At 69.6% G+C, this 26,500-nt stretch carries 29 protein-coding genes and 2 CRISPR repeat arrays; of the genes, 18 read left to right on the top strand and 11 right to left on the bottom strand.

Annotated features, from left to right (window positions below; genetic code table 11):
- Nucleotides 1–46 precede the first annotated feature (46 nt).
- A complete protein-coding gene (locus tag AB852_RS03365; protein ID WP_073783399.1) occupies nt 47–520 on the top strand; it encodes a GNAT family N-acetyltransferase in 474 nt (157 codons plus the stop codon).
- A gap of 301 nt (nt 521–821) precedes the next feature.
- Here the strand turns inward: AB852_RS03365 and AB852_RS03370 are convergent, their stop codons facing one another.
- Nucleotides 822–1,250: an ATP-binding protein gene (locus AB852_RS03370; protein WP_073783401.1), complete on the bottom strand. Its 429-nt coding sequence runs from the start codon at nt 1,248–1,250 to the stop codon at nt 822–824.
- A gap of 137 nt (nt 1,251–1,387) precedes the next feature.
- Between AB852_RS03370 and AB852_RS03375 the strand changes: the two genes are divergently transcribed.
- The 3 genes from AB852_RS03375 to AB852_RS03385 all read left to right on the top strand — a co-directional run bounded on the left by AB852_RS03375 (nt 1,388) and on the right by AB852_RS03385 (nt 3,794).
- Complete coding sequence (locus AB852_RS03375; RefSeq protein WP_073783403.1) at nt 1,388–2,494, top strand: helix-turn-helix domain-containing protein; 1,107 nt, start codon at nt 1,388–1,390, stop codon at nt 2,492–2,494.
- Nucleotides 2,495–2,513: 19 nt separating this feature from the next.
- On the top strand, nt 2,514–3,092 hold the full coding sequence (locus tag AB852_RS03380) for an HD domain-containing protein (protein ID WP_073783405.1): 579 nt from the start codon (nt 2,514–2,516) through the stop codon (nt 3,090–3,092).
- Nucleotides 3,093–3,413: 321 nt separating this feature from the next.
- Complete coding sequence (locus AB852_RS03385) at nt 3,414–3,794, top strand: hypothetical protein (protein ID WP_073783407.1); 381 nt, start codon at nt 3,414–3,416, stop codon at nt 3,792–3,794.
- Nucleotides 3,795–4,455: 661 nt separating this feature from the next.
- Here the strand turns inward: AB852_RS03385 and AB852_RS03395 are convergent.
- The gene (locus tag AB852_RS03395) at nt 4,456–4,662 is read right to left on the bottom strand and encodes a DUF397 domain-containing protein (protein WP_073783409.1); all 207 of its coding nucleotides are present in this window, start codon (nt 4,660–4,662) and stop codon (nt 4,456–4,458) included.
- Nucleotides 4,659–5,498, bottom strand: a complete 840-nt coding sequence (locus AB852_RS03400; RefSeq protein WP_073783411.1) for a helix-turn-helix domain-containing protein — start codon at nt 5,496–5,498, stop codon at nt 4,659–4,661. The genes AB852_RS03395 and AB852_RS03400 overlap by 4 nt, the downstream gene beginning before the upstream one ends.
- A gap of 95 nt (nt 5,499–5,593) precedes the next feature.
- On the opposite strand from AB852_RS03400, the gene AB852_RS03405 reads away from it, so the two are divergent.
- The 3 genes from AB852_RS03405 to AB852_RS03415 all read left to right on the top strand — a co-directional run bounded on the left by AB852_RS03405 (nt 5,594) and on the right by AB852_RS03415 (nt 7,962).
- A complete protein-coding gene (locus AB852_RS03405; protein WP_073783413.1) occupies nt 5,594–5,857 on the top strand; it encodes a hypothetical protein in 264 nt (87 codons plus the stop codon).
- Nucleotides 5,845–6,108 carry a hypothetical protein gene (locus tag AB852_RS03410; protein ID WP_143201168.1) on the top strand — a complete coding sequence of 88 codons (264 nt, stop codon included), beginning with the start codon at nt 5,845–5,847 and terminating at the stop codon, nt 6,106–6,108. The genes AB852_RS03405 and AB852_RS03410 overlap by 13 nt, the downstream gene beginning before the upstream one ends.
- 1,035 nt (nt 6,109–7,143) lie before the next feature.
- On the top strand, nt 7,144–7,962 hold the full coding sequence (locus AB852_RS03415; RefSeq protein WP_073783417.1) for a phosphotransferase: 819 nt from the start codon (nt 7,144–7,146) through the stop codon (nt 7,960–7,962).
- 47 nt (nt 7,963–8,009) lie between these two features.
- Here the strand turns inward: AB852_RS03415 and AB852_RS03420 are convergent, their stop codons facing one another.
- On the bottom strand, nt 8,010–8,258 hold the full coding sequence (locus tag AB852_RS03420) for a GntR family transcriptional regulator (protein WP_245876597.1): 249 nt from the start codon (nt 8,256–8,258) through the stop codon (nt 8,010–8,012).
- 519 nt (nt 8,259–8,777) lie between these two features.
- Here AB852_RS03420 and AB852_RS03430 point away from each other — a divergent pair.
- Nucleotides 8,778–8,975, top strand: a complete 198-nt coding sequence (locus tag AB852_RS03430; RefSeq protein ID WP_073783421.1) for a hypothetical protein — start codon at nt 8,778–8,780, stop codon at nt 8,973–8,975.
- A 166-nt stretch (nt 8,976–9,141) separates the two neighbouring features.
- Nucleotides 9,142–9,594: a CRISPR direct-repeat array (repeat unit 26 nt; unit sequence CCACCCCCGCGCGTGCGGGGACCACT).
- Nucleotides 9,595–9,685: 91 nt separating this feature from the next.
- On the opposite strand, the gene AB852_RS37590 is transcribed toward AB852_RS03430, so the two are convergent.
- Nucleotides 9,686–11,104, bottom strand: coding sequence for an NsdA family TPR-like regulatory protein (locus tag AB852_RS37590; protein ID WP_245876598.1), 1,419 nt, complete (start codon nt 11,102–11,104; stop codon nt 9,686–9,688).
- Nucleotides 11,105–11,430: 326 nt separating this feature from the next.
- Here AB852_RS37590 and AB852_RS03435 point away from each other — a divergent pair, with 326 nt between their 5' ends.
- Nucleotides 11,431–12,249: a phosphotransferase gene (locus AB852_RS03435; protein ID WP_073783423.1), complete on the top strand. Its 819-nt coding sequence runs from the start codon at nt 11,431–11,433 to the stop codon at nt 12,247–12,249.
- A 49-nt stretch (nt 12,250–12,298) separates the two neighbouring features.
- Nucleotides 12,299–13,119: direct repeats of the CRISPR family, unit length 28 nt; unit sequence GGACCACCCCCGCGCGTGCGGGGACCAT.
- A gap of 562 nt (nt 13,120–13,681) precedes the next feature.
- Here AB852_RS03435 and AB852_RS03440 read toward each other — a convergent pair.
- Both AB852_RS03440 and AB852_RS37595 read right to left on the bottom strand, forming a co-directional pair.
- Entirely contained in the window at nt 13,682–15,235 is a 1,554-nt protein-coding gene (locus AB852_RS03440) for an MFS transporter (RefSeq protein WP_425444147.1), read from the bottom strand.
- Between the two features lie 56 nt (nt 15,236–15,291).
- A complete protein-coding gene (locus AB852_RS37595) occupies nt 15,292–16,521 on the bottom strand; it encodes an alcohol dehydrogenase catalytic domain-containing protein (RefSeq protein ID WP_079184260.1) in 1,230 nt (409 codons plus the stop codon).
- A 116-nt stretch (nt 16,522–16,637) separates the two neighbouring features.
- Between AB852_RS37595 and AB852_RS03455 the strand changes: the two genes are divergently transcribed.
- Complete coding sequence (locus tag AB852_RS03455) at nt 16,638–17,303, top strand: pentapeptide repeat-containing protein (RefSeq protein WP_079184261.1); 666 nt, start codon at nt 16,638–16,640, stop codon at nt 17,301–17,303.
- A 44-nt stretch (nt 17,304–17,347) separates the two neighbouring features.
- On the opposite strand, the gene AB852_RS03460 is transcribed toward AB852_RS03455, so the two are convergent.
- The 3 genes from AB852_RS03460 to AB852_RS03470 all read right to left on the bottom strand — a co-directional run bounded on the left by AB852_RS03460 (nt 17,348) and on the right by AB852_RS03470 (nt 20,002).
- Entirely contained in the window at nt 17,348–17,848 is a 501-nt protein-coding gene (locus tag AB852_RS03460) for a hypothetical protein (protein WP_073783425.1), read from the bottom strand.
- A gap of 154 nt (nt 17,849–18,002) precedes the next feature.
- The gene (locus AB852_RS03465) at nt 18,003–18,665 is read right to left on the bottom strand and encodes a response regulator (RefSeq protein ID WP_073783427.1); all 663 of its coding nucleotides are present in this window, start codon (nt 18,663–18,665) and stop codon (nt 18,003–18,005) included.
- Complete coding sequence (locus AB852_RS03470) at nt 18,662–20,002, bottom strand: sensor histidine kinase (protein ID WP_079184395.1); 1,341 nt, start codon at nt 20,000–20,002, stop codon at nt 18,662–18,664. Before AB852_RS03470 ends, AB852_RS03465 begins: the two co-directional genes overlap by 4 nt.
- Nucleotides 20,003–20,616: 614 nt before the next feature.
- Between AB852_RS03470 and AB852_RS03475 the strand changes: the two genes are divergently transcribed.
- The 8 genes from AB852_RS03475 (at nt 20,617) to AB852_RS03505 (ending at nt 25,701) form a co-directional block, all read left to right on the top strand.
- Nucleotides 20,617–21,264 carry a GlcG/HbpS family heme-binding protein gene (locus AB852_RS03475; RefSeq protein WP_079184262.1) on the top strand — a complete coding sequence of 216 codons (648 nt, stop codon included), beginning with the start codon at nt 20,617–20,619 and terminating at the stop codon, nt 21,262–21,264.
- Between the two features lie 234 nt (nt 21,265–21,498).
- A complete protein-coding gene (locus AB852_RS03480; protein WP_073783429.1) occupies nt 21,499–22,962 on the top strand; it encodes a M1 family metallopeptidase in 1,464 nt (487 codons plus the stop codon).
- A gap of 123 nt (nt 22,963–23,085) precedes the next feature.
- Nucleotides 23,086–23,295 (top strand): hypothetical protein, encoded by a 210-nt coding sequence (locus AB852_RS03485; protein WP_073783431.1) that lies wholly within the window; start codon nt 23,086–23,088, stop codon nt 23,293–23,295.
- The gene (locus tag AB852_RS03490) at nt 23,279–23,800 is read left to right on the top strand and encodes a DUF6879 family protein (protein ID WP_073783432.1); all 522 of its coding nucleotides are present in this window, start codon (nt 23,279–23,281) and stop codon (nt 23,798–23,800) included. Before AB852_RS03485 ends, AB852_RS03490 begins: the two co-directional genes overlap by 17 nt.
- Nucleotides 23,797–24,633, top strand: coding sequence for a helix-turn-helix domain-containing protein (locus tag AB852_RS03495; protein ID WP_073783434.1), 837 nt, complete (start codon nt 23,797–23,799; stop codon nt 24,631–24,633). The genes AB852_RS03490 and AB852_RS03495 overlap by 4 nt, the downstream gene beginning before the upstream one ends.
- Before the next feature lie 54 nt (nt 24,634–24,687).
- Complete coding sequence (locus AB852_RS39525) at nt 24,688–24,834, top strand: hypothetical protein (protein ID WP_178390931.1); 147 nt, start codon at nt 24,688–24,690, stop codon at nt 24,832–24,834.
- 33 nt (nt 24,835–24,867) lie between these two features.
- Nucleotides 24,868–25,107, top strand: a complete 240-nt coding sequence (locus tag AB852_RS03500; protein ID WP_073783436.1) for a DUF397 domain-containing protein — start codon at nt 24,868–24,870, stop codon at nt 25,105–25,107.
- Nucleotides 25,108–25,227: 120 nt separating this feature from the next.
- On the top strand, nt 25,228–25,701 hold the full coding sequence (locus tag AB852_RS03505) for a hypothetical protein (protein ID WP_073783438.1): 474 nt from the start codon (nt 25,228–25,230) through the stop codon (nt 25,699–25,701).
- 33 nt (nt 25,702–25,734) lie between these two features.
- On the opposite strand, the gene AB852_RS03510 is transcribed toward AB852_RS03505, so the two are convergent.
- Complete coding sequence (locus AB852_RS03510; RefSeq protein ID WP_073783440.1) at nt 25,735–26,310, bottom strand: TerD family protein; 576 nt, start codon at nt 26,308–26,310, stop codon at nt 25,735–25,737.
- Nucleotides 26,311–26,500: the final 190 nt, after the last annotated feature.

Below are 26,500 nucleotides of genomic sequence, written 5' to 3' on the forward strand. Positions count from 1 at the left end.
ACGCCGACCACTGGACCTCGCGACGTCCGGATGGTTTCCTTCCGCCATGATCCGTACTGCCGTCCCCGACGACGTCCCCGTCATCCACGCCATGGTCCGTGAGCTGGCCGAATACGAGAAGGCCCTGCACGAGGTGCGGGCGACCGAGGAGCAGCTTCGCACGGCGCTGTTCGGCGACCACCCGGCGGCGTTCGCGCATGTAGCGGAGGAGACGGGTGAGGTCATCGGCTTCGCCCTGTGGTTCCTCAACTTCTCCACATGGCGCGGGGTGCACGGCATCTATCTGGAGGACCTGTACGTACGGCCCGAGCGGCGCGGCGGCGGACACGGAAAGGCCCTGCTGACGGAGCTGGCCCGGATCTGTGTGGACCGGGGCTACGAACGCCTCGAATGGTCCGTCCTCGACTGGAACAAGCCGTCGATCGACTTCTACCGCTCCCTGGGCGCGACCCCCCAGGACGAATGGACCGTCCACCGCCTCACGGACAAGGCCCTGACCACCCTGGCGGCCCGTCCCTGACTCCCTCGGCGTCGACATCTGCCTCACGTGAAGTCCGCGCTGTCCCGGCCGGACGTATCGCGGGGCGGATGCCGGACGCGTAGGCGATCGAGGCGGCGGTACAGCTCCCGCTGTGCGACGTGGCGGGCCCAGAGCTCTTCGACCTGCCAGGCGAGTGCCGCGATGCGTTCGCGGTACGGGGGAGGGTGGCGGCCGCAGAGGAGAGCGCACTGGTTGCGCTCGTGGTTCGACCGTGGCCGCCCGTGGAGTCGGCACTGTCGCCCCGCTACGGAGGGGAACCGGCGGGGCCCGGTGTGCCACCTCATGTCGGCTGCTTCTCAGTGGGCTTGAGCTCTGCCCAGACGACCTTGCCCCTGCGGCTCCGGTCACAGCCCCAGCGGAAACTCAATGCCTCGATCATGAGGAGGCCACGTCCGGACTCCGAGCAGGCCCCGGCCTGCTGTGGCTCGGGGGCGGTACGTGATCGGTCGCCCACTTCGATGCGTACCCCGCCGGACTCTCCACGTCGGACCTCAAGGTGAAGCGTCGAACAGTCGGTGTGAGCGACGACATTCGCGACGAGCTCACTGACGATCTGCTGCGCGTCGCAGCTCAGATCCCTCAGGCCCCAGGTCTCCATGGCAGCCGCGACAAGGCGTCGAGCCTCGCCAGGAGCGGATGGCTCGCACGTCATGGTTCTGCTGTAGCTGGAAGCGCCAATTGCCATGGTGCGGAAAGCTGCTGTGCGCATAGGGGTTCCTTTGTCCAGTCAACATGACCTCATCGAGGGAGTGTTGACCTCGGTGGGATGGAACCTATGGCGGGGCCGCGTAAGTTAAAACTGACTACGGGTACGTATTCGGTGACTGGCTGCACCCGAGGAGCGTCATGAGCGACAGCGCACTGGGCAGGTGTCGAACGTCGAGCGGGGCTGTCACGGGATTCGTCCTTCGTATCGCCCGGGAGTCGATCCCGGCGACCCAGGTCGGCTTCGCCCAGTTGCTGGGCGTCGATCTGGCCACGGTGCAGGGCTGGGAGTCAGGTCGACGCCCCATGGCCAACATGAAGGTGAGCGCGCTTCTGGGCCTTCGCAGACACCTGCCTGCGCTCGGTGCCGACAAGGCCGTGGTGGCGTTGATCGATGCCGCGATGGACGCGGACAGGATCATCGGCATCGCCCTCGCGCAGGACCGTGAGAACCGCATGCACCCGCTTGCCGAGTGGGTGCACAACCGCGACACGGCGCACATGATCGGTTGGGCGGTCAACGGGACCACGCCGCCTTCCCTCGCGGACCGGCCCGCACCCCAGCGGCGAGGCGCAGTGGCCAAAGCGCCGCTCCTGCCGCAACAAGAACGTTCCGCGTTCTTCGAGCACCTCCGCTCCGCAGCGGAATCAGCCGACAGGACCTCCGAACAAGGCGTCCTGTTGCACAGGCAGGCCCTGTACCTGTCCTCGTACGACCGAACCCAGGGTGCGACCCTGCGGACCGCCCAAGCGCTCCACATCCGTCGTGATGCTCCAGGGGGCCGAGGCTGGAACTCGCATTGGACGGAGGCGCGCTCGACTGCGGTAGGACTGGCTCGTCTTGGAGATCCTGAGCCACTGCTGCGCTTCATCGATCGGTCGATGGCCGATGACGATGTGGCTGAGACGGCGAATCTGAACTACTGGGCGTACTGGCTCGGTGTCTGGGACCACCCTCAGCCCAACGACGGGTTCATGACCGATCGGAGGTCAACCAGCTTCGAACCAGTGGCGCTGCTTCGGCGGCTGGTGGACAACCTGCATCCCGCGCCTGGTTACGTCGAGCTCTATGTCCACAGCCTCTGGGCGCTGCTCATGGCGTACCGGTGGCTTCCACTCGCCGCCCCCGACCTGGCAGCACGACTCCGAGGACAGGCCGGACTTCTCCTCGACGGCAACCAGCTCTCGCCCCGGGCGAGACGAGAGATCAGCAGCGTGCAATACGTTCTACGCGACAACTGCGAGTGAGAGGACCGGAGGACACCACATGGCGGATGACACGTCCAACGCGCGAGGTACCGCGGGCTTTCTTCTGGAAATGGGGATGCTGAAGAGGGCCAAGCGTTCTGGATGGTGGATCGCGGGAGTGAAGGACCCCGAGACGATCGCCGAGCACAGTTTCCGTGTTGCCCTGATCGCTTCTGTGCTGGCCATGATGGAGGGTGCCGACCCGGCCAAGGCGGCCCTTCTCGGCCTGTGGCACGACACGCAGGAGACCCGTGTCGGGGACATCCCGCACATCGGCCGGAGGTACCTCGAAGCCGCGTCGAATGAACAGGTCACCGCGGACCAGGTGTCGGCGGCGCATCCAGCGGTCCAAGAAGGTGCCCAGCGGATCGTGGACGAGTACGAGAACGGCGATTCGCTGGAGGTGATCGTGGCCCGCGAGGCCGACAAGCTGGAGTGCCTGCTTCAGGCCGTCGAGTACCGTGAACAGGGCTGCGCCAACGTCCAGCCATGGATCGACAGCAGCCTTGCGAAGTTGAAGACGGCCTCGGCGCAGGCTCTCGCTGAGGCGGCCCTGAACATGACCTCGGTCGAGTGGCAGAAGACCTACTTGAGGTAGCCCGGAGAGCGCGCGAAGGGCGCCCCACCCGGCCCTTTGAACGGCGGACGGGGCGCCCTGTGGATTTTTGACGGGCGAGACCGGCCCACCAAAAGTATGGGACGAAACTGCTGGTCGCTACTCGGTCTGGTCGAGCTTGTCGCAGTCGCGGCGTTCCCACAGAAACGCATTGGCCTCCAGCCGGACCGGCCGTACCCACACCCGAACGCGACGTGCCCGGGGCCGCATCTTCAAGCAGGGGAACAGCCCGGCTGCCCCCGTCCAACCCGTTCGGGTGGGTGTCCTTGTCCGCTTGTTCCGCGCTGTGCCACGGTGACGCGCATGGACCCCGCACAGTTCGAAGGCCATGTCCGCAGAGGACCGGTGGACACCCTTTCCATCCGAGACGCGTCCCGGCAACTGGACGCGGTCACCCGCTATGTGGCTCAGGCCCGGGAAGACCTCGCCCGGCGTGAGGAGAACGGCGATTTCCCGGTCCTCGATGCTGAGAAGGCGCTGGCCTTCGCCCGCGCGGCCGAGTCCTTGTCGCTGACGGACGACGCCGGCGAAACCGTCGCAGTGGTCATCTCCCCGGCCGTCCTGGAAGTCCAGGAAGACGCCCTTGGGCTCCTCCAGGGCGAGGTGAACCGCTTGCGCGGCACCACCAACACGGTGACCACCGAGGAACTGAGGGACGAACTGAACGGGCGAATGGCCCCGTAGGCCGGGTCCTTTGGAAACAGGATTCCGAGGACGCGCTGACTTGATACGGCAAGAACGACCCCACCGGCGTTGATCAGGGACTCGACAGCGTCAATCTGCTGCCGACCAACCCCCGTCCTTCTGGGGCAAAGGAAGGAGTATGGCGTCGGCAAGTACCGGATTTATGTCGGCCGTTATCGGGTCTGGTACACCATCACGCAGAACAAGCCAGTCGTGATCGCGATCGACCTCGTCGGCCGCGTCCGGTAGCCGGCGCCGTTCCGGAAGGTCCCGCGTGTACGGGGACCACTCACAGCCGTACTTACAAGGCAGATGTCCGCAGGGACCACCCCCGCGCCTGCGGGGACCACCTGTGGGACGCGCACGCCCACCTGCTCGACTGCGGACCACCTCCGCGCCTGCGGGGACCACTTGGTCGGTGAGGTCACCGATCCGCAGCTCGGAGGACCACCCCCGCGCCTGCGGGGACCACGTACAGATCGACCTCGCCACCGATAGCGGGGCCGGACCACCCCCGCGCGTGCGGGGACCACAGCGACTGAGCCGCAGCGCGCGCCTTCTCCGAGGGACCATCCCCGCGCGTGCCGGGACCACACCTCCTGACCTGCGGGTCTCTCACGGGGGCGGGCCGTTTTCGGTCACCGGACGGGGCCGCGCGGTTCTACAGCTCAGCTGACCGAGCGAGGCTGACCAGCCCGGCGAACGCGTGGGTGGACACCATCAGAACGGGTCCGCTTGGGCACTTGCTGTCCCGGACGGGGACCATGCCGGTTGTGGTCGCGCTCTTGGGTGCCCATTCGACGCAGGTGCCACCTTGCCCGCTGTAAGAGGACTTGACCCATATCAAAGTGGAGGAGTCGGTAGTCATCGGGTGCCCTTTCGAACCTCATTGATCATTTCTACGGTGGCCGTCTGGGAGAGTGACACGGCCTGAAGCTGATGGTAGGTCCTCACCAGCGGCAGTACGGAAGCCGGTTCGCGGTCAAGGTGACCTTGGGTCTCAGACTCGACATAGGACATCACGGAGCGATCCGCCATGGTCAACAAGTTGACCTGCCGCTTGAACGGTCGACGTTCACCTAGCTCATACGGGGCGAGCTGGAGCACGGTGTTCCCTTGTGCCGCAAAGTCAACGAGGTTTGCCAACTGCGCATCCATCACGCTTGGTCCGCCTACCACGCGACGGATGCAGCTTTCGTCCAGGACCACGATCACGACAGGCGGTAAGGGGCGGATCATCGCTGCCTGCCTGTCCGCCAGGAAGGCAACTCGCTCCCGAGCCTGATCGGGCGGGATCGCTCCGTACGTGACGACGCTCTGTTCTATGGCTGCCGCGTACTCCGGCGTCTGAAGTAGCCCAGGGATCGCGCCCACCTCGAAGAGCCGGATTTCTGCCGCGCGGGCTTCATGCCCTACGTACTCCGGAAACCCCTCCAGCAGTGCCCCGTTCCGCATCTTGCGCCATGCGTCCGCGAACGTGTCATCAGTGTGTTCGAGCCCGAACACAACGTCAGCACTCATTGCCAGTGCGAGAGTTGGCGGTTTGCGACCGGTTTCAATGGCTGAAATATGCCGCCCTGAATATCCCATGCGCGCACCAAGGTCATCCTGCTTCCAGCCGCGCGCATCGCGTGACCTGCGAAGACGCGCACCGAACGCCGCTTGCGGTGATGCGTCCGGGTTCAACTTCTTGCGATTTACCAATGTGCCCTCCTGATGCGGCTCCGTTGAAGAGTGGCCCGACGATAGTCCACCCTTTGTCTCCCCCGGTAGCGCTTCCACTACGGAGAGGAGTGGTCATGTGTGGCAAGAACGTAGCGGAACAGCCCAAACTCGCGGTTGGTGCCCTCGCGTACGACACCCGCACCGATGCCGTGGGGGTGGTCATGGATACGGGTGCGGTGGTCGATGGTCGCTACTCCCTCCGTCCGCCGGGCGGCGGTGTCGAGTGGACCGCAGTGCGTTCGGACGTTCGGCCGGCCACGGTGGCGGACCAGCTCCGGCCCGCCCTCGCCGAGGCCAACACGCGCAGCAGGAAGGGCGGGTCCGCGTGGGGAGTCTGAATGCCGTGGCCGCCGAGGGGGCGCGGACGCACATCGAATGCGTGTCCGGCATCCCCCGGTGCCGGGCGGAACCGCCCGACGCTGCGAAGGGGCTCACCGGGGGCGACGCGGAAGCGTGGGCCGGACAGCACTTCCGCGCAACCGGTCACCCCCTGTACGACCGTGTCCGCTGCGACACCGTCCTGTGGGAGCCGTCCGCCGATACCGACACCGACGCCGACCCGCGCACCCCGCCCGGGGCGACCGGGTGAGTCATCCGCTGGAGTACCACGCCGAAGTCACTGCGGAAGGGTTCGTGTACGGAGGCGAGCGAAGGGCGCGGGTCGTACTCGGTGAGTTCCGCGCCCACTTCATCCGCCCCGCAGTCGCCTGGCTGAACGCCAAAGCACTGATGATCGCCAACCGGCTGGACCCGCACCCCCGGTCGAGCTGGTGCCCGCCTCAGGCACTGCGGGTCATCCCGGACAGTGTGTGCGCACAACTCGGAGACGTACCAGCACAGTTACGTGCGTGGGCGGCCTGCCGGGACGAGCGACGTGCGGTCATCGAGCGGTTGCGGGAAGGTGATCCGTTCGCGCTGATCGTCAGTGATCACAGCGGCGTGTACGCGTTCACTCTCTGGCCCGTCACCGTTGCCGCGACCCCGCCACCCCCGTCCCCTGGCCGTGCCCGGCACCGCAAGCGGCGCGCAGGCATCCCCTTGCTGGAGAGACAGCCTGTCCCGCGCTGAAGATGTCCGCCCCCTGAATACCTGGCCACAGAGCGTGCAGGTTCATCATGCGGGGCGGCGAACCGGTCCGCCCGACTGGCCATGGACAGCGACAGTCGGGCGGACCACCACCTACCCCCGCTCCGTGCGGCAGTGTCCGCCGGCACTGCGAAGAAACGTACGGAGCGGCACCCCCTCGGACCCGTGCGGTCGGCCCCACAGGTCCGAGGGATGAGGAAGCGGGGCTTGTCCCGCTCCCTGCCCCGGTCGTCCGTGTCCTCCGCTCGGGCGTCCGGGGCCCGAACCTCCCTGCTGTACCTACTGATCAGGCTTCCCTGAACGGTCATACCGGTAGGGGCGGACCCCGGACCGAATCGGGCTGGGGGGAAGTGCACCATCGAACAGGAAGGTTCGCTAATGAAGCCGTGGATTCTGGGCGAGTGTGACCATGAGTGGCGCCCCTGGAGCGGGGCGGACCGGTGCCGCAAGTGCGGTGCCACGAAGAGGTGACCTTGTAGCGAAGGGGGGAGGGGCACCGGACAGCCGGGTTCCCCTCCCGGCACTGAATGAGGGGTCGATGACCGAACGAGTCGAATGGGACGCGCTTCCCGCCGAGTTCCGGAGCGCCGTTGAGGCGCGTACCGGACCCGTGATCGCGTCGGCGAGCGTGACGAGCGGGTTCAACTGCACCCTCGCGATGGATGTGCGCACCCGGAACAGCGGACGCCTGTTCCTCAAAGGTGTACGGCTCTCCGACGATGCCGGGATGGCGGGTCTGCTGTGCGAAGAGCGGGTCAACAGCGTGGTGGGAGGTATCGGCGCAACCGTGCGCTACCGCGTCGAGGCCGCCGGATGGCTTGCTCTGGCATTCATCCACATCGACGGGCGGCACGTCGACTACAGCCCCGAAACAGGCGATCTCGGCGCGGTCACACGCACCATGCAGCGGATGCAACATCTGCGGACTCCGGCCGCTCCCGTCCCGCAGCTCTCCGACCGGTTCGCTGGGCATCTACGTCCTGGTGAGGCGGACATGCTCCATGGCACGCACCTGCTCCACACCGACACCAATCCGCACAACATTCTGATCTCGAACCACGACGGACACGCCTACCTCGTGGACTGGGCGATGCCCGCACTCGGGCCCGCATGGGTCGACGCCGCATACACCGCTACGTGGCTCATGGCCTTCGGGCAGACACCCGAAGACGCGCTTGCGTGGCTCTCAGGCATCCCCAGTTGGCAACAGGCCGACCGCGCGTCCGTCGAAACGTTCGTGAAGGTCACCTGCCGACACTGGACGGCCCGGATGGGGGAGAAGGACGCGGCGGGCAGCAACGCGGAGTTCCGGCATCTGCTCGACACACCCCGCCCACGCGCCATCCGGCAGACGTAGCCACCGAACCGCCCCGCCCGCCTGATGCCCCTTGGCAGACGGAGGGGCTATTCGTCCGCCTGGCGGTCATCCGCAGAGGGCCGGACGAACGTTCCCATGTTCGGCACATTGGTAATCAACCCGGAGTCGCGTAGCGCTTTCGTCGCCTTGCGAACCGTGTCCCGGTTCACGCCGAACTCGGACGCCAACCGGACCTCCGAGAGCTGGAAACGCTCCGGATACTCGCCGCGCTCAATACGGCGGGTGATCTCATCTGCGATCTGCTGCCACTTCGGGCGCATGGGGTCGAACTCCACACCGCGACGGTACCGAGGTACTGCGCATGGCGCACTTCCGCCCCGCACGGCCCCTCGGGGTGGACAGGGGCATACGGGAGACTTACCTTCAGAAACGAAAGCGCCCCGACAGACCGCGCGAACGGTCCATCGGGGCTCCGCCGAGACAGCTTGCTAAGGAGCTGAACGACGTATGCGCGACTCTATCGCCCGCGCCCTTGCATGGGTGCTGTCCACACTTCCGGGGACCCGCCGCACTTGTCCCGGACGGCACACCGCCGAGCACTTCGGCAACCGGTCCGCCCCCGCGCCGCTGATCATCTGCGCACCCCGGACCCCCGTCCCGCTGCACGTCCTCGCCCGGACCGCACCCACGCCGTGGGGGCCCCGCATCCCTCCCTACCTCCGGGGGTGGATCAATGAGCAGGAAGAGCGGGAGCGGCAGCGCGAACGGCGAGAGGCAGCCGCAGCGGCCACACGCGGTGTGGACATCCCGTTCACGTTCGACAGCTCCCACGTCGCCCGGGTGGGAGCGTCCGCATGACGCACGACAACCCCTTCCCCCAAGTGCCCCCGATCTCCGGTGAACACTGCTGCAAGTGCGGACGCTGGACCGAAGCACCCGTGGTGATCGGGTACGGGGCCATGAGCGGAAGCGTCAGCATCACCCACTACGTGTGCGCTGACCACGTCCACACCCGGGGCCCCTGCACCACCGACCACGCGGCGCACAGCTAGACCCCGCAGACAGCGCGCCGTCCCGTTCGCCAAGTGTCGGACGGGGATTCGTCATTGGTCTCCCCTACTCACTGACCATGGCGTACACCCAGCACGGTCAGCCAAGGGCGTTCGCACTTGCGTGGACCACCGCCAGCCGGCGATCGCCGCAGCGCAGACCTACGGGCCACCCCCGCGCGTGCGGGGACCACTGGGCGGCTCGGATGGTGGAGACGAATCCGCTGGGACCACCCCCGCGCGTGCGGGGACCACTCTGCGTCGAAGGCCGCGGGGAACGGCGGCGAGGGACCACCCCCGCGCGTGCGGGGACCACTCCGAAGTAGTTGACGCAACTTCGTGTCCGAGGGGACCACCCCCGCGCGTGCGGGGACCACCTTCACAGCGCCGACTTGGTCACTCCCTGTCAGGGACCACCCCCGCGCGTGCGGGGACCACCCGAACGACACGGTCAACGACCTCGTCTACCGCGGACCACCCCCGCGCGTGCGGGGACCACCACGGAACATGGCGGAGGCTCGCCCTGGTCCGCGGACCACCCCCGCGCGTGCGGGGACCACTGAAGGTGGCGGATGCGTTGCGGTTGGTGAGGCGGACCACCCCCGCGCGTGCGGGGACCACACTTCCTGACCTGCGGGTCTCTCACGGGGTCGGGCCGTTTTCCTTTAGTCGCATCGCACCCCGTGGCCGTCTTCGGAGCCCCTCCGTGCGGATCATGTGCACTCGTGACCTGCTCCGTCCCGGAAGGGTACAACCGTCCTCGGAGATTCTTCGGGCGCCACCCGGTCGCGCATCGACGGGGCTTGGCGTCGGCTAGAGCTCGTTCGTAGACTTCCCGCGCCACCGGGTTGGACCGGTAACTGCGGAGACGGGTACGGATGTTCGCGACGAACGTGTCCACGGCCCCCGAGTGCAGTCCGGTGTGCTCGTCGAGTACCTGCCCCCATGTGCCGCAAGCCAGTTCCAGATGCCCCAGCTCCAGTTGCCTTTCCGCCAGCATGGTGCGGAACCGCATTTCGGTGAGTCGGGAGTCGGTCGGTCGGCGCTCTCAACTGGAAATGGATTTTGCGGGAATCGACGCTACCCGCGACGTCGCCCAGCGAGTAGCGAACCTGCGCGGTGTGGTATGCCAAGGTGGCCAGGGTGTAGCCCCCTAATTGAACCTTCCCGCTGCCCGCCGCATCCATGGCCTTCTCTGTTTCCTTGATGCTGTGCAATGCGGCTTTGCGGTCCCCGGAAAGCGCGAAGCTGTGTGCTTGTTGTCCCGCCATGAACGCACGCATAAGAGGTCCGGTCGCGGGGGCGGCAGTGGCCGCCGCATTCGCCAGCCGGGTGGCAGGAGTGCCATGCCCCAGATCCGCTGCTTGAACCGACATGCCTCGGAGTACATGACAGTACGTGAGGTAGTCGCTGCTTGCTCCCGCCAATTCCAGCGCCTTGGTGTAGTACCTCTGCGCCAGCCCGTGCAGCCCCTCGTCCACCGCCATCCAGCCGGTGATGTAGCACAAGAAAGCCGCGGCGGTCATCATCTCCTTGCGCACGTCTTCGGTGGCGTCCGCGCGAAGGTAGGGTGCGACGGTATTGGCCAAGAATGCCGCTGCCATCGGGCGGGAGGTCCTGCCGCCCCGTTTGTTGTAGACCTCGTTCAGCTTGTCGGTCATTTCGGTGACCATGTCGACGTCGGGAATCCCGATACGCGTGGCCGTACCTGCTTGAACGGCTTCCATTCTCCCTATGACATCCGGCCAGTCAGGAATGGTGAGCGCGACGGAGAACAGGCTTACCGACCCGATGACGCTACGCCTTCCTGGCAGCATGTCGGCAGTCCCGAAGTCGATCAGGGCATCCATGGTCCCGATGCCTCCGAACTGATCAACCGAAGCGGGAAACCCTGCTTCAGCATGGGTGACCGGTCGCCCCAGCTTCCGGGCCAAGGCTTCCAGGATCAGAGGGCGGGTCGATTCCTTCGGCACGTAGCCGTTCAACCACTGGTGTGTGGAAGCTGCTTGGTACTTGGTCGGCGTCCCCCTCTCGGTGCCGACGCGGTTCACCCACTGCGCGAGTTGGCGCAGCGTCCACCCGGTCTCGCGGAACAGTTCTGCCAGACGTACGTTCGGTACGCGGGTCGCCACGTGCGCAACTCCTCACGTTCAAGCGCTTGATGCTCTTAACCCGAAGGCGCTGCCTCAACGGTACTTCGCACACATCGAGGGTGTTACCTGGTGCGACACAGCAGTCACAGGGCCGATCGGGCTTCCCCGAGCGGTCGGACCGGTAGAGGAAGCCTGCGGGAGGATTCAGACATGCAGCCGTGGATTCTGAGCGAGTGCGACCATCAGTACGAGACATGGAGTGGTGCGCAGCGCTGCATCAAGTGCGGTCACACGCAGCGGTAGTGAAGATGGGGGAGGGGGCGCCGGGCCGCCGGCATCCCCTCCGGCGATGATCGAGAGAGCCGATGACTGAACGAGTCGAGTGGGACGAACTCCCGTCTGATCTGCGCAATGCCGTTGAAGCGCGCACCGGGCAGGTGGAGGCGTCGGAGAGTGTGGCGACCGGTTTCAACTGCTCGCTTGCCATGGTTCTGGACACCCGGGGCAGCGGACGCCTGTTCCTCAAAGGCGTACGGGTATCCGACTCTTCCGGGATGGCGGGTCTGCTCTGCGAAGAGCGGATCAACGGTGCGGTGCGCGGTATCAGCGCGACCATTCGCCATCGCTTCGAGCTTTCCGGATGGCTCGTCCTGACGTTCACCCACATCGACGGACGGCACGTCGACTACAGCCCCGGAACAGCTGATCTGGGCGCCGTCACTCACGTACTGCGCCGCACGCAGAGCCTGCGGGCTCCAGCATTTCCTGTTCCACAGCTCTCGGACCGGTTCGCGGGACACCTGAAGCCCGGAGAGGCGGACGTGCTGCACGGCACGCACCTGCTCCACACGGACACCAACCCGCACAACATGCTGATCCCGAACCACGACGGACACGCCTGCCTCGTGGACTGGGCCATGCCTGCGCTCGGCCCCGCTTGGGTCGACGCCGCCTATACGGCGAGATGGCTCATGCGCTTCGGGCAGACACCCGAAGACGCACTTGCGTGGCTGTCCGGCGTCCCCAGCTGGCAGCAGGCGCACCGTAAAGCGGTCGAGACGTTCGTACGCGTGACGTGCCGACAAGCGATCGCCCAGGTGGGAGAACGAGGGTCAGCAACCAGCAACACCCAGTTCAGGCACCTCCTCGACACCCCCGCCCCCCGCCCTTCCCGACAGCCGTAACCACGGAACGGCCCCACCGGCCGCCCGACTCCCAGTCCTCCAGCAGCTCGGACCACCCCCGCGCGTGCAGGGACCACCGGACCAGCCCCTACGGCGCCCCCGTGAACCCCGGACCACCCCCGCGCGTGCGGGGACCACGTCTGCCCGGGGGTCACAGAGTTTCAGCCCACGGGACCACCCCCGCGCGTGCGGGGACCACATCTGCCCGTCACTCCCGATCGGGATCGCGTACGGACCACCCCCGCGCGTGCGGGGACCATTCCTTCAGCGAGGAGTGGACGGACAGGCGCCCGGGACCACCCCCGCGCGTGCGGGGACCATCCGCCGGACCAGATCATGTTGCCGGACTTGTACGGACCACCCCCGCGCGTGCGGGGACCATCCGTCCTCGATGTAGCCCTGGAGCGCGGTGCTGGGACCACCCCCGCGCGTGCGGGGACCATTTCCCCATCGGCATCGATGGCGCGATGGTGGCGGGACCACCCCCGCGCGTGCGGGGACCATCTCGTGGTGACGGACGGCACCTTGGGCCGGATCGGACCACCCCCGCGCGTGCGGGGACCATGCGACAAGGCCGTCCTCGACCCCGTCGATGCGGGGACCACCCCCGCGCGTGCGGGGACCATCCCGCCGCCGTCGCACGCGCCATGTCGTACGTCGGACCACCCCCGCGCGTGCGGGGACCATTGACGGCGACTCGGACGAGTACCCCGCTCGGCCGGACCACCCCCGCGCGTGCGGGGACCATCTCGTCGCAGGCTCCGCAGCGACGGCGAGAACCGGACCACCCCCGCGCGTGCGGGGACCATCTCGTCGCAGGCTCCGCAGCGACGGCGAGAACCGGACCACCCCCGCGCGTGCGGGGACCATACTTCCTGACCTGCGGGTCTTTCACGGGATCGGGCCGTTTTCCTTTAGTCGCATCGCGCCCCCGTGGCCATCTCTGGCGCTCCACCGAACGGATCACGTGTACCCGCGCCCCTGCTCCGTCCAGGAAGCGTACAACTCTCATCCAACGTCGCAACGGGGCGTAAGAATGGGCTGATTGCTGCCCAAGGTCCCCCGGCCGTGCAAGGCAATGGGCTGGCCTCGGGATACCCCCGTCACGTAGATGCGCAGTTCCCCGCGTCCCTCGGAGGCGCCCCAATCGGGTGGGCGTGGAACCCCCCCTCCGCGCGCACCCGCAGGACTCACGTAAGGGGGTGGGCGGGAATCTCTGCCCGCAGACTCCGATGCTCTTCAGTCGGGTAAGAGGGACGTCGTACCGAGCGTGTCGGATCGAGGACGGAGAATCCCGACCGGCACCGACCCGAAGAACCGGCCGGACGCGCCCTAAAGGGGCGCGGGGAACTGCGCGAAACCCACGAGCGACGGCACAGGAACAAGCGCGTCCAGCCGGACAGACCTCAAAAGCGCAAGCGAAGGCGGGAGGCTACACCGCAGGGCCCAACCGCTCACCCCGCGGCGTGCGGTGACGGGGTGCCCCCACCGTCACCATCGTCGCCGCCACGACCACCGCGACCAGCATGATCGCGACCGCCCACCAGATCGCCACGGTGTACCCGTGCACCACCCCGACGTTGGTGACCCGCCCCACCACCGCGGGATCACCCGCGTCCGCGGGGTTCAGGTGCGCCGCGACATACGCCGTCGCGGAACTCGTCGCGATCGTGTTGAGGAGCGCCGTCCCGATCGACCCCCCGACCTGCTGCGACGTGTTGACCGTCGCGGACGTGACCCCGGAGTCCCCCGGCGCCACCCCCTGCGTGGCGGTCGCCATGACCGGCATGAACGTCATGCCCATCCCGAGCCCCAGCAGCAGCTCCGCGGGCAGGATGTGCGTGGCGTACTCCGCGTGCACGGTCAGCTGCGTGAGGATCGTCAGCCCGCCCGCGGCGAGCAGCAGCCCCGGCACCATCAGGGCCCGCGGTGCCACATGGTTCATCAGCCGGGCCGACACCTGGGTCGAGCCGACGATGATGCCCACGGTCATCGGCAGGAACGCGAGTCCCGCCTTCAGCGGCGAGTACCCGAGGATCGTCTGGAGGTAGTACGTCAGGAAGAGGAACGTCCCGAAGAGGCCGATGGTGACCAGCGCCATCGTCAGGAAGCAGCCCGCGCGGTTGCGGTCGCGGATGATGTGCAGCGGCAGCAGGGGATGTGCCGAGCGGGTCTGCCACCACACGAACACGGCGAGCATGGCGACCCCGCCCAGCAGCAGCGTCAGCACCAGCGGATCGTCCCACCCCCGCGGCTCCGCCTCGCTGAAGCCGTACACGATCGCGACCAGTCCGCCGCAGCCGAGCACCACACCGGGGATGTCGAGCCGGGCCTCATGGTGTCCCGCCCGGTCGTGCAGCAGCGACAGCCCGCCGAGGACGGCGATCCCGGCGATCGGCACATTCACGTACAGGCACCAGCGCCAGTCGAGGAACTCGGTGAGCACCCCGCCCAGGATCAGGCCGATCGCGGCGCCGCCACCCGCGATGGCGCCGTAGATACCGAAGGCGCGCGCCCGTTCCTTGGGGTCGGTGAACGACGTCGTCAGCAGGGACAGCGCGGACGGCGCGAGCAGCGCGGCGAACATGCCCTGCAACGCGCGGGCGCCGAACAGCATCCCGGAGTTGACCGCCGCCCCGCCGATGCCGGAGGCGATCGCGAAGCCCACCAGCCCGATGAGGAAGGTGCGTTTGCGGCCCACGAAGTCCGCGATCCGCCCGCCCAGCAGCAGGAGTCCGCCGAAGGCGAGGGTGTACGCGGTGATGACCCATTGCCGGTTGGCGTCCGAGATGTGCAGGTCGCGCTGGGCGGACGGGAGGGCGATGTTCACGATCGTCGCGTCCAGCACCACCATCAGCTGGGCCAGCGCGATGACGACGAGACCCCACCAGCGGTGGACGTCCTGGGCACTCTCCGCCTGGGGCGGGACACCGGGTGGGCCACCCGGCACCCCGCCCGCCGCGTCACCTGTCCGGGGGTCGTTCACCCTGACAGAACACCATGGAACACACCAGGTCGCATCCGGTGCGCGGCCCTTCGGAGTCAGGGCTCCAGGACCACCTTGCCGACGGTGGTCCGGGCCTCCATGGCACGGTGCGCGCCGGCCGCGTCCGCGAGGGGGAAGCGCTGCACGGCCGGGACGAGCCGCCCCTCGGCGGCCAGCCGCAGCGACCGCGACTCCAGGGTGCGCATCGGGTCCGGTCCGCCCACCCGGCTCAGGATGCGCGGACCGAGCACCACCTCGGAGCGGATGCCCCGCTCCGTCAGATACGACGCGGGGAAGGTGAGCGCCTCACCGCCGTGGACGTCGTCGCCCTCGTCGAACCAGCCGAAGACGACATGGTGTCCGCCGGGAGCGAGCAGATCGACCGCCGCCCGCGCGGTGCCCCCGCCCACCCCGTCGAAGACGATCGTGGCGCGGCGGCCCGCGATGCCCGGCCCGCTGCCCAACCTGGCGTCCGGCCCCGTGCCCGGTCCGCCGCCCGGCCCGCCCTCCGGCCCGCCGCCCCGCCTGGCATCCGGCCCGGCGCCCGACCCACTGCCCGGCCCCGCCCCCGGCCCCGGCCCCGTGTCCGCCCCCGGTCCCGTACCCGACCCCGACCCCGACTCCGGTCCCGCCCCCGTACCCGCCGCCTCCGCCCGCCCGTCGAGGAACGCCCGTACCTCGACGGGCCAGTCGGGGTGGGTGCGGTCGACGGCGAGGTCCGCGGCACCGGCCGCCACCAGTGCCGTCCGCGCCGGGTCGCCCGCGATGCCGACGACGGTCGCGCCCGCGTGCTTCGCGTACTGGACGAGCAGGGTGCCCATGCCGCCGGCGGCCCCGGGGACGATCACCACGTCGCCGGGGCCCGGCTCCGCGAACCCGAGGACCGCGAGCGTGGTGCGGCCGGTGCCGATCATCGCGACGGCCTGGGCGAAGCCGAGCGGACCGGGGATCTCGTGCAGCCGCCCGGCCGGGACCGCGGCCTGCTCCGCGTAACCGCCCGGGACGAGGCCCAGATGGGCGACGACGCGCTTGCCGAGCCAGCGCGCGGGGACCCCCGCACCCAGCGCGGTGACCGTTCCCGCGACCTCCCGGCCGGGGACGGTCGGCAGTCGCGGTGGTTCGGGCAGGGGACCGCGGAGCCCCTGGCGCAGGGCAGTGTCGAGGAGATGCGCACCGGCCGCCGCGACCCGTACGAGAACCTCCCCGGGCGCCGGTACGGGATCGGGGACCTCGTCGACGACCAGGTTCTCGGCGGGACCGAAGGCGTGCAGACGGACGGCGCGCATGGGAGCTCCAGTGGGTGTGCTCGGGGAAGGACGATCCGCCCACCACCCTGCGACCTCACGCAACCTTGAGGTCAAGTCCGGACCGGACTGTCAGTGGCGGAGTGCACGATGGGGCCATGACGCGAAACGCGGCGGTGAAGAAGGCGCGGCGGCCCGAGATCCGCCCTCCCGTACTGGCCCCCTTCATGGACCCCGCCCTGGAGCCCGACGGCGACTACGACGGGATGGAGTTCACCGGTCTCGACCTCGCCGGGCAGGACGGCGGCGGCGCCCACTTCCTGGACTGCCGGCTGGACGGGGTCGCCCTGGACGAGACCCGGCTGACCAGAGCCCGCTTCGTCGACACCGTCCTCACGGGCGTGCGCGGCGTCGGCACGGACCTGGCGGAGGCCGTCCTGCGGGACACCGAGGTGCTGGACGCGCGGATGGGCGGTGTCCAGCTGCACGGCGCCCGGCTGGAGCGGGTGATGATCCGCGGCGGCAAGATCGACTATCTCAATCTGCGGCAGGCGGGGCTCAAGGACGTGGTGTTCGAGTCGGTGGTCCTCGCCGAGCCGGACTTCGGCGGGGCGGCCCTGGAGCGCGTCGAGTTCCACGACTGCGTCCTCAAGGGAGTGGACTTCAGCGGCGCCCGGATGACGGACGTCGACCTCCGGGGTGCCACCCGGCTGGAGATCGCCCGGGGGACGGAGGGGCTGCGGGGCGCGGTCATCAGCCCGCCGCAGCTCATGGATCTGGCGGGCCACTTCGCCGCCCATCTGGGGGTGCGGGTGGAGAACTGACGGGACGGGACGGAGGGTCCCGGGGAGCGGGAGTCCGGCGGAGGTCAGGGCAGCCGGGGGAAGCGGGACTGGAGCGTCCAGATCACCGGGTTCTCCGCCAGGTCGTCGTGCAGGTCGCTCAGGTCCGCGATCACATCGTGCAGGAAGTCACGGGCCTCCCGGCGCAGCTCCGTGTGGGAGAACGTCAGCGGGGGCTCGCCGCCCGGCATCCACTCCGCCTCGATGTCGACCCAGCCGAAGCGCCGCTCGAAGAGCATCCGGTCCGTCGACTCCGTGAAGTCCAGCTCCGCGTACTGCGGAGCGGACGCCCGGCCGCCCAGCGGATCGCGGTCCAGCCGCTCCACGGTGTCGCACAGCGCCCACGCGAAGTCCAGCACCGGCACCCACCCCCAGGCGGTGGACAGCTCGCGGTCCGCCTTCGTGTCCGCCAGGTACACGTCCCCGCAGAAGAGGTCGTAGCGCAGCGCGCGGACGTCCGCGCGCCGGTAGTCGGTCTGTGGCGGGTCCGGGAAGCGGTTGGAGAGGGCGTATCCGATGTCGAGCACAGAGGTGATGGTGTCACGCCCGCGCCGCCCCCTTCGCTGCCCCTTCCCCTGGGGCCCGCGACACCCCTGACCCGGACCGCTGGGGTCCCTGACCCGGACCGGTGGGACCCTTGATCCGGACCGGTGGGGTCCCTGACCCGGACCGGTGGGACGTTCAGGTCAGCAGCCGCTGTTCCTTGGCGACCGACACCGCGCCCGCCCGGGTGTCCACCCCGAGCTTGTCGTAGATGCGGCCCAGATGGGTCTTCACCGTCGCCTCGCTGATGAACAGCGCCCGTGCGATCTCCCGGTTGCCGAGCCCCCGGGCCAGCTGCCCGAGGATGTCCCGCTCCCGTTCCGTCAGCGTGGGACGCGGTCTGCGCATCCGTTCCATGACCCGGTCCGCGACGGGCGCCGACAGCGCCGTACGTCCCTCGGCCGCCGCCCGGATCGCCGCGAACAGCTCCTCCGGCCGCTCCGCCTTCAGCAGATAGCCGGTCGCGCCCGCCTCGATCGCCCGGGTGATGTCCGCGTCCGTGTCGTACGTGGTGAGGACGAGGACCCGGACCCCGCTCCCCGAGATCAGCCGGGTCGCCTCGACCCCGTCGGTGCCCTCCCCGAGCTGGAGGTCCATCAGCACGACGTCCGGACCGAGCTTGGCGGCCATCGCCACGGCCTCGTCACCCCCGCCCGCCTCACCGACCACCTCGAAGTCCGGTTCGCTGCCGAGCAGCGCCAGCAGTCCGGCCCGTACGACGGCGTGGTCGTCGCAGAGCAGGACCCGGACCGGGGCGGCGGGGCCGGGTCCGGTGGGACGGGGGCCGGGACGGGAACTCATGGCTGCTCCAGGGGCGGGTGGCCGGCGGGGGGAGGGGTTCCGGGTCCGGGGGCGGCCGGGGAACGGCCGGACAGATCCTCGGGAGGGAGGCCGGGCGGGCGGACGGCCAGCGGGACCGACACGGTCAGGACGGTGCCCTCGCCCGGCGCGGACTCGATCGTCAGCGTGCCGCCCAGATCCCTGGCCCGGGCCCGGATCGCGGGCAGCCCGTGTCCGCGCACCCCCGCCCGCGTCCGGTTCGACGCCCCGGGGACGAAACCCCGGCCGTCGTCCGCGACGTCCAGCACGATCTGGTCGTCCAGGCAGGTCAGGGTCAGTGCGGCGGTCCGCGCGTCCGCGTGCTCACGGACGTTCGCGAGGGCGCCCTGGGCGATCCGCAGCAACGCCGACTCCGCGCGTTCCGGCAGCGCGGCCGGCGTGCCCTCCGCATGGAACCGCACCGGCGGCCCGGTCCGGGACTCGCGGACCGCCAGCGCGCGCAGCGCGGCCACCAGTCCGCCGCCGTCGGCGAGGTCGGCCGGGGCCAGGTCATGGACGAAGCGGCGGGCCTCGGTGAGGCTGCGTTCGGCGATCGACCCGGCGGTCCGTACATGCGTCCGCGCCTTCACGGGCTCCGCGTCCCACACCCGGTCCGCCGCCTGGAGCAGCATCTGCTGACTGGACAGCCCCTGCGCGAGGGTGTCGTGGATCTCCATCGCGAGCCGCTGCCGCTCGGCGAGGGTGCCCGCGCGGCGTTCGGTGGCGGCGAGTTCGCGGCGGGTGCGCAGCAGGTCGTCGATCAGCGCGCGCTGGCGGGCCGCCTGGCGCTGCATGTGCACGAACCCGGCCGTCGCGATCGCCGCGACGGCGGGCGGGGCCAGCAGCAGGTTCGGGTCGAACCTGCCCGCGAGCTGAAGCTGGGCGGCCACGACGAACGCGGTGAGCAGCGCGATCAGGGCGAGTGCCGGACGGGCCGGCAGGATGCGCAGCCCGGTGTAGAAGAGCGGCACGGCGCACCACGCGAAGCTCGGCGCGAGCAGTACGAGCACCACCCACACGGCGACGACCAGCGCCAGCCACAGCAGGACGGCGAGCCGCGCGGGCGTACGGCTCCCCACGCCGCTGTCCGGGCCGTCCGTGCCCAGGCCCCCGTCCCCGTCCCCGATCCCGTTCCCGTCGGGTGTCGTGGGCGGGCGCGGCCGGGTGGGTGCGGCCGAGCCGAGTACGGGACCGAGCACGTACAGCAGCGCGAGGACGACGGACAGCGCGATGACCCACGGGGTGCGGGGTTCCCCGGGGTGGCGCAGCAGGAAACGGGCGAGCGAGGCACCGAGGAGCAGGAAGAACGCGGAGTGCATGACGGCCGCGAGCCAGCGGGCGTCGGGGTCGGGGGAGGCGGTGGCGGAGACCCGGGTGTCCGAGGCGGCCGGGGCCGCGGGGTCCGTCGAGCGCGGGGCCCCGTCCGGTCGGGTTCGTGCGGCCACGTGGTCCTCCTCGCGTACGGTCCTTGGAGCACCGGCACACGGCGCCCGCGTCCCGTATCCGCGCACGGCACCCGCGTCCGGCACCCGCACACGGCGCACGGCACCCGCGTCCGGCACCCGCACACGGCACCGGCCTGCACGTCTGCCGCCGCCACCGCGCGGAAAACGGCCGCCCTACGGCGTGCGCCATCGCGCCGCACGGGCACTTCTCCCATTCTCACCCGCCTCCGTACCGGCGGGGTCATCCGATCGGCCGACCCCCGGGTCGTCCGAGCCGCGTCCCGCGCGCAGCCGGTACGCCGACGGGCACGGGCCCGAACCGGCCCGAGGATCGGAACCAGAGCCGGTCACACCGCACCGGTCTTCACCCGGACCGGTCACCGCACCGGCCGTCCCCCGGACCGGTCCTCACCGGCGCCGGCCACCGCACCGTTCGGTGGCCGTCACCTGTGCCGGTGAGGCCCGGCGACCCCGAAGGAGCCCGTCCCATGAGCCGTCACCACGAGTCCCCCGAGTCCCACGAGCCCACCGGGTCCGGCGCGGTCGGCGTGTCCTCCGGGAGCGCGCGGCACCGGTCGGGCGGCCGGTTCTCCCGGCGGGCCCAGGTGGTCACGGGCGCCGCGGCGCTCGCCGCGCTCGGTGCCGGAACGTTCGGCGCCGTGTCCGCGAGCGCCGGTTCCGCGGCCCCCGCGAGCCGTTCCACGGCCACCGCCGACACCGCGAACCGGCACCTCCAGCAGACCACCCACCTCACCGTCGACGCCGCCGCCCGCGCGGCCCAGGCCGCGCTGGACGCGGCCGAGCGCGAGAACCAGCGGGTGACCGTCGCGGTGGTCGACCGCAACGGCAACACCCTGGTGACCCTGCGCGGCGACGGCGCGGGCCCGCAGTCGTACGAGTCGGCGGCGAAGAAGGCGTACACGGCGGTCTCCTGGAACGCGCCGACGTCCGAGCTGGTCAAGCGGCTCGCCCAGACGCCGAACCTGAAGGACATCCCCGGCACCCTCTTCCTCGGCGGCGGCGCCCCGGTCACGGTGAAGGGCGCGCCGGTCGCGGCGATCGGGGTGGCGGGCGCGCCGTCGGGCGAGCTGGACGAGAAGTTCGCGAAGGCGGGCGTGGCCGCGCTGAACCGCTGACGGCCGTTCCCGCCCGGAGTGCGGGAGGCCCGGCCCGGACCTCCCGCACCCGACAGCCCTCCCCGCCCTTCCCCACGTCCCCCGCCTTGCCCGCCCTGCCCGCCTTCTCCACCTTCCCCCGGACCCATCCGTCCCAGCGGGCAACCCCGGCAAACGGTGCATAAGATCCATCCCGTGGACCGTCGCCCCGTACGCCGCGCCGCCGCAACGAGCACGGCCGCCCTCGCTGGCCTGATGCTCGTCGTGGCCGTGGGCTGCACGGGTACGGGGACGGGGATGAGTACGGGGTCCGGGACCGGTACCGGGACGCGGGACCGGACCGCGGGCGCCGACGGGGTCGGGGACCCGTACTTCCCCCGGATGGGCAACGGCGGCTACGACGTCACCCACTACGCCCTGACCCTCGACTACGACCCGGGTCCCCGCCGTCTCACCGGCACGGCGACGCTCACCGCGCGGGCCGGGCAGGACCTCACGGCCTTCAACCTCGATCTGCTGGGTCTCACGGTCGGGTCGGTGACCGTGGACGGCGACCGGGCGCGGACCTCCAGGGACGGACAGGAGCTGACCGTGCGTCCGGGCAAGGCGCTCAGGAAGGGCGCCGACTTCCGGACCACCGTCCGGTACGCGGGGCGGCCCCGGACGATCACCGACCCGGACGGCTCCGAGGAGGGCTGGCTGCCCACCGCCGACGGAGCGCTCGCGCTGGGGGAGCCCACCGGTTCCATGGCGTGGTTCCCCGGCAACCACCACCCGAGCGACAAGGCGTCGTACGACATCAGCGTCACGGTCCCGGACGGGCTGACCGCCGTGTCCAACGGCGAACCGCGCGGGCAGCGCACCGAGAACGGCCGCACCACTTTCGGCTGGCACAGCTCCGAACCGCTCGCGAGCTACACGGCGACCGTGGCGGTGGGCCGCTACAAGGTCGCCACGTCGCAGATCGCGGCGGACAGGTTCACGGAGTCCGACGGCATCAAGGGTGGCGACGAGCGCCGCCGCCTGCTCGTCTACACCGCTGTCGACCCCGTCGAGGCGGGCGCCTCGCGCAAGGCGCTGGCGCGTATCCCGGAGATCGTCGGGTGGGGCGAGCGCACCTTCGGCCCGTACCCCTTCTCCTCGACGGGTGCGATCGTGGACCGCGAGGGGGACGCCGGATACGCCCTGGAGACCCAGACCCGGCCCGTCTACGCGGGCGCCCCGAGCACCGTCCTGGTGGTCCATGAGCTGGCCCACCAGTGGTACGGGGACTCGGTCACCCCGAAGACCTGGCGCGACATGTGGCTGAACGAGGGCTTCGCCACGTACGCCGAGTGGCTGTGGGACGAGGAGCACGGGGGCCGCACCGCGCAGAGCGTGTTCGCCGCGCTGTACCGGGGCGACTACTACGACGAGCCCGGCGCGAACGAGGCGGTCTGGGCCTTCCCGCCCGCCGACCCGCCCGGCGCCGCGCATGTCTCGGACGCCCCGGTCTACCAGCGCGGCGCGATGGTCCTCCACAAGATCCGCCGTACGGTCGGCGACCCCGCGTTCCGCGAGATCCTCCGCGGCTGGCCCACCACGTACCGCCACCGCAACGCGAACACCGCCGACTTCACGTCCTACGTGGAACGCACCGCAGCCCCGGAACACCGCCGGGCCCTCCGCGAGATCTGGACGACCTGGCTCCACGGCACCGGCAAACCGTCCCGTCCGTGAGGGCCGGCGGCACGTCTTTATGCCGCAACGGGAATCCCCCGCTTCCCCCGTCGACCGGTCGCCGCGCGATGCGTACGGTACGTGGTCGACGGCCTGAACAGGGCCGGAGGACAAGGAGGTTGCATGCCACGCGACGAGCTGACCCGACTGACGGGAAGGTCCGGCGGACCCAACTGCGATGACGACGACTGCCCGAACATCTATGCCACGATGGTGGGCACCATCGTCGTCCAGGGGCAGGTGTCCCACACATTCGAACCGCCTCCGGGTGAGGCACTGGTAGAGATTCCGGAGTCCGTTCTCAGGGAGGCCGTCCGTGCTCTTGGCTGGTGACGCATGGCGGCAGGAGTTCGACTCCTACGAGCGGGACGCCTGGCGGTTCGAGGCCCAGCCCACCTACACCATGCCCAATGAGGCCGAGAACGTCGCGCGCTTCCTCCGGGGCGAGCCCATGCCGCCGACCCACAACGAACGGTGGCACGAGCGGGTGCGGGGCTTTGTCGCCTCGGGACGGACAATTGGACGGGTCCGGGTCGTGCGCGAGACGCTGACCGACTATCAGCGATATCAGTTCGCATGGGGAATCCCGGGAAACATCGCGGCCGGGGAGGACATCCGTGTCCTCGACATCACCCATGACGACCACGGACTTCCCCTCGGTGGCACCGACTGGTGGCTCTTCGACGAGGTGCGACTTGTGCACCTCAACTACCGGGCGGACGGCACCCAGATCAACAGGGAGTTGCTCACCGGAGACATCACGCCCTACTTGGAATGGCAGCGGACAGCACTCGCCCACGCCGTTCCCTTCGCGGAGTACGTGAAGTCGATCGAGTGAGTTTCGATCCGGGACAACTGGGCCGATCGCAAGCGGATCTCGCCCAGACACTGCGCGCGTTGCGCAAGCAAGCCGGTCTCACGGGAGACCGGCTTGCCCGGCGTTGCAACATGTCGCAGTCCCAGATCAGCAAGTTCGAGACGGGAAGGAGAATTCCTGGTCCCGTCGATGTGGAACGGATTCTCCGCGCGCTCGGCACCCCGCGGGAAATCGCGGACGAGGTGACGGCACTTGCCCGGGTCGCCAATACCGAGTGGCAGGGAAAGCGCTCCTCGTGGCGCCAGGGGGCCGAGAAACGCCAGACGGAGCTGCGGTCCCTGGAGTCCGAGGCCGCTGAACTCAGGTACTTCCTGCCCGCGATGATCACCGGTCTCCTCGCGACGCCGGAGTACATGGCAGCGGGGCTCGGCCATGTACCGGGGAACCGGGCGGGGATCGTGGACCGCAAGGTGGCACGTCAGGCCGTTCTCCACGACACCTCGAAGACGTTCACGTTCCTGCTGTCCGAGCAGGCCGTCCGCTGGGCGATCGTCCCCGCCCCGGACATGGCCCGCCAGATCGACCGTCTCGTCATGGTGTCCCGGCTGCCGAACGTCCGTATCGGTGTGCTTCCGATCGGCACGGTGATGCCTCGCGGGCCCATGAACACCTTCACCGTCTATGACGAGCGACTGGTGACGGTCGAGAACTTCACCGGCCGGATAGTGTTCCGCGACTTCCGAGACATCTCCGAACACCTTTCCGTGTTCTCCGTGTTCGAGGAATGTGCTCTCTTCGACGGCGAAGCGAGGGAACTGCTCGCGCGCTGGGCGGACGAACTCCGTGATCTTTAGTCGGCAACGGGAATGGCACTGGAAGTCGCTTCTCCGGCGTCCGAAGATGAATCCATGCCGAGCAAGAAGAACAGTGCTGGTTCCGAACCGGCGGCCAAGCGCCGACGCGTGGATCTGATTCCCGGCCGGGCCGCCGTACAGGACATCGACGGAACGGTACGGCTCACCGTCGTGTCCGAGTTCTCCAGGTTCCCCCGCTGAGCGCACCCCTACCGAGTCCACCAGGAGGCATCCATGCGCCGACCGCGCGACCTCTACACCCTCCCCCTCGACGGAGCCCGCTTCGTGACCGCCACCGCCTGCGGTGGCAACACCCACCCGGACGGCGAGTCCTGCGTGACCCTGGCCCGTATCGATGACGACGTCTGGGCCCTGGGCGACACCAAGCGGCCCCAGGCCGAACCGCTGAGGTTCACCACCGCGGAGCTGACCGCCGCCGGTATCGACCCCGGCCGGTTCGTGCGCTCCGCCTGACCCGGCGGACCTGACCCGCCCAGGACCCCGGTCGGCCCCGGCCGATCCCCGCCCGCCCAGGGCCGGGGCCGGCCGGCTGCACCTCTCACCCCACCCCGTACGGCGAAAGCAGGCTCGCCCGTGCACCATCACGGCTATCTCTGGACCGGGCCCAAGAGCCGTTTCGACGACGAGGCGCTGCGCAGACCTCCGTACCCCGAACCGCCCCCGCACGGCAGCCGGCCGGAGCTCGTCCAGCGGTACCGCGAGGTCTCCGCCGAGTTCGCCACCAGCGACCTTCCGCCCATCGAGACCGCGCACTGGCTCCTCAAGCCCGCCGTCCTGATCCGGGGCACCTGGGACAAGCCCGAGGAGGCCGCGGCGTGGATCGCACGGCAACTCACCGCCCACGCGCCCCGCTTCGACTCCACCGCCGAACGCGACCCCGCCCGGATCGCCGCCCGCGCCGCCTCCGCCGCCGCGCGACTGGCCGCCGGGGGTGACGTCTCGCTGGGTCACTACCTCCAGCGGCCCGTGTTCCTGTCCCTGGCCGTGCTGAGCTGCGGGCGGGGTCCGGCGCCCTGCCCCCGTACGGCCGGGACCCCCGGGGCGTGATGCCCCGGGGGTCCCGTACAGCCGGACCGGACGTCAGACGTTGACGCCGAAGTCCTGCGCGATACCGACCAGGCCCGAGGCGTAGCCCTGGCCGACGGCGCGGAACTTCCACTCGGCGCCGTTGCGGTAGAGCTCGCCGAAGACCATGGCGGTCTCGGTCGCCGCGTCCTCGGAGAGGTCGTAGCGCGCGATCTCCGTGCCACCGGCCTGGTTGACGATGCGGATGTAGGCGTTCCGCACCTGGCCGAAGTTCTGGCTGCGGTTCTCGGCGTCGTAGATCGAGACCGGGAAGACGATCTTGTCGATGTCGGCGGGGAGACCGGCGAGGTTGACGTTGATCGCCTCGTCGTCGCCGGCGCCCTCACCCGTGCGGTTGTCGCCGGTGTGGACGATCGTCTGGTCCGGCGTCTGCTTGTTGTTGAAGAAGACGAAGTGGCCGTCCGAGTAGACCTTGCCCTGCGGGTTCACCGCGATGGCCGAGGCGTCGAGGTCGAAATCGGTGCCGGTGGTGGTCCGGACGTCCCAGCCGAGGCCCACCGTGACGGCGGTCAGGCCCGGGGCCTCCTTGGTGAGGGAGACGTTGCCGCCCTTGGACAGGCTTACAGCCATGGGATGTCCCTTTCCATGCGATGTGTGTCGGGCTCCGTACTGAGGACGAAGCTACCGTCACCTCTATGAACGTGAGCAGGATGCCCTGAGGTTCCTGGTGTCGCGTCCGATTTTCTCGTACGCGTATTCGATTCGAGGGGAAGCGGGGTCCCCGTACCGGTCCCGGCGTATCCGGTACCCGGCGAAAAAC

The organism is Streptomyces uncialis (assembly GCF_001905345.1).
GTDB classification, from domain to species: domain Bacteria; phylum Actinomycetota; class Actinomycetes; order Streptomycetales; family Streptomycetaceae; genus Streptomyces; species Streptomyces uncialis.

Coding starts and splice junctions, on each gene's coding strand:
- AB852_RS03405 (WP_073783413.1), top strand. CDS start 5,594: ATGTGTGGCAAGAACGTAGCGGAACAGCCCAAACTCGCGGTTGGTGCC.
- AB852_RS03375 (WP_073783403.1), top strand. CDS start 1,388: ATGAGCGACAGCGCACTGGGCAGGTGTCGAACGTCGAGCGGGGCTGTC.
- AB852_RS03485 (WP_073783431.1), top strand. CDS start 23,086: ATGCCACGCGACGAGCTGACCCGACTGACGGGAAGGTCCGGCGGACCC.
- AB852_RS03430 (WP_073783421.1), top strand. CDS start 8,778: ATGACGCACGACAACCCCTTCCCCCAAGTGCCCCCGATCTCCGGTGAA.
- AB852_RS03435 (WP_073783423.1), top strand. CDS start 11,431: ATGACTGAACGAGTCGAGTGGGACGAACTCCCGTCTGATCTGCGCAAT.
- AB852_RS03480 (WP_073783429.1), top strand. CDS start 21,499: ATGCTCGTCGTGGCCGTGGGCTGCACGGGTACGGGGACGGGGATGAGT.
- AB852_RS03380 (WP_073783405.1), top strand. CDS start 2,514: ATGGCGGATGACACGTCCAACGCGCGAGGTACCGCGGGCTTTCTTCTG.
- AB852_RS37595 (WP_079184260.1), bottom strand. CDS start 16,521: ATGCGCGCCGTCCGTCTGCACGCCTTCGGTCCCGCCGAGAACCTGGTC.
- AB852_RS03385 (WP_073783407.1), top strand. CDS start 3,414: ATGGACCCCGCACAGTTCGAAGGCCATGTCCGCAGAGGACCGGTGGAC.
- AB852_RS03365 (WP_073783399.1), top strand. CDS start 47: ATGATCCGTACTGCCGTCCCCGACGACGTCCCCGTCATCCACGCCATG.
- AB852_RS03500 (WP_073783436.1), top strand. CDS start 24,868: ATGCGCCGACCGCGCGACCTCTACACCCTCCCCCTCGACGGAGCCCGC.
- AB852_RS03510 (WP_073783440.1), bottom strand. CDS start 26,310: ATGGCTGTAAGCCTGTCCAAGGGCGGCAACGTCTCCCTCACCAAGGAG.
- AB852_RS03415 (WP_073783417.1), top strand. CDS start 7,144: ATGACCGAACGAGTCGAATGGGACGCGCTTCCCGCCGAGTTCCGGAGC.
- AB852_RS03370 (WP_073783401.1), bottom strand. CDS start 1,250: ATGCGCACAGCAGCTTTCCGCACCATGGCAATTGGCGCTTCCAGCTAC.
- AB852_RS39525 (WP_178390931.1), top strand. CDS start 24,688: ATGCCGAGCAAGAAGAACAGTGCTGGTTCCGAACCGGCGGCCAAGCGC.
- AB852_RS03465 (WP_073783427.1), bottom strand. CDS start 18,665: ATGAGTTCCCGTCCCGGCCCCCGTCCCACCGGACCCGGCCCCGCCGCC.
- AB852_RS03455 (WP_079184261.1), top strand. CDS start 16,638: ATGACGCGAAACGCGGCGGTGAAGAAGGCGCGGCGGCCCGAGATCCGC.
- AB852_RS03395 (WP_073783409.1), bottom strand. CDS start 4,662: ATGACTACCGACTCCTCCACTTTGATATGGGTCAAGTCCTCTTACAGC.
- AB852_RS03475 (WP_079184262.1), top strand. CDS start 20,617: ATGAGCCGTCACCACGAGTCCCCCGAGTCCCACGAGCCCACCGGGTCC.
- AB852_RS03470 (WP_079184395.1), bottom strand. CDS start 20,002: ATGCACTCCGCGTTCTTCCTGCTCCTCGGTGCCTCGCTCGCCCGTTTC.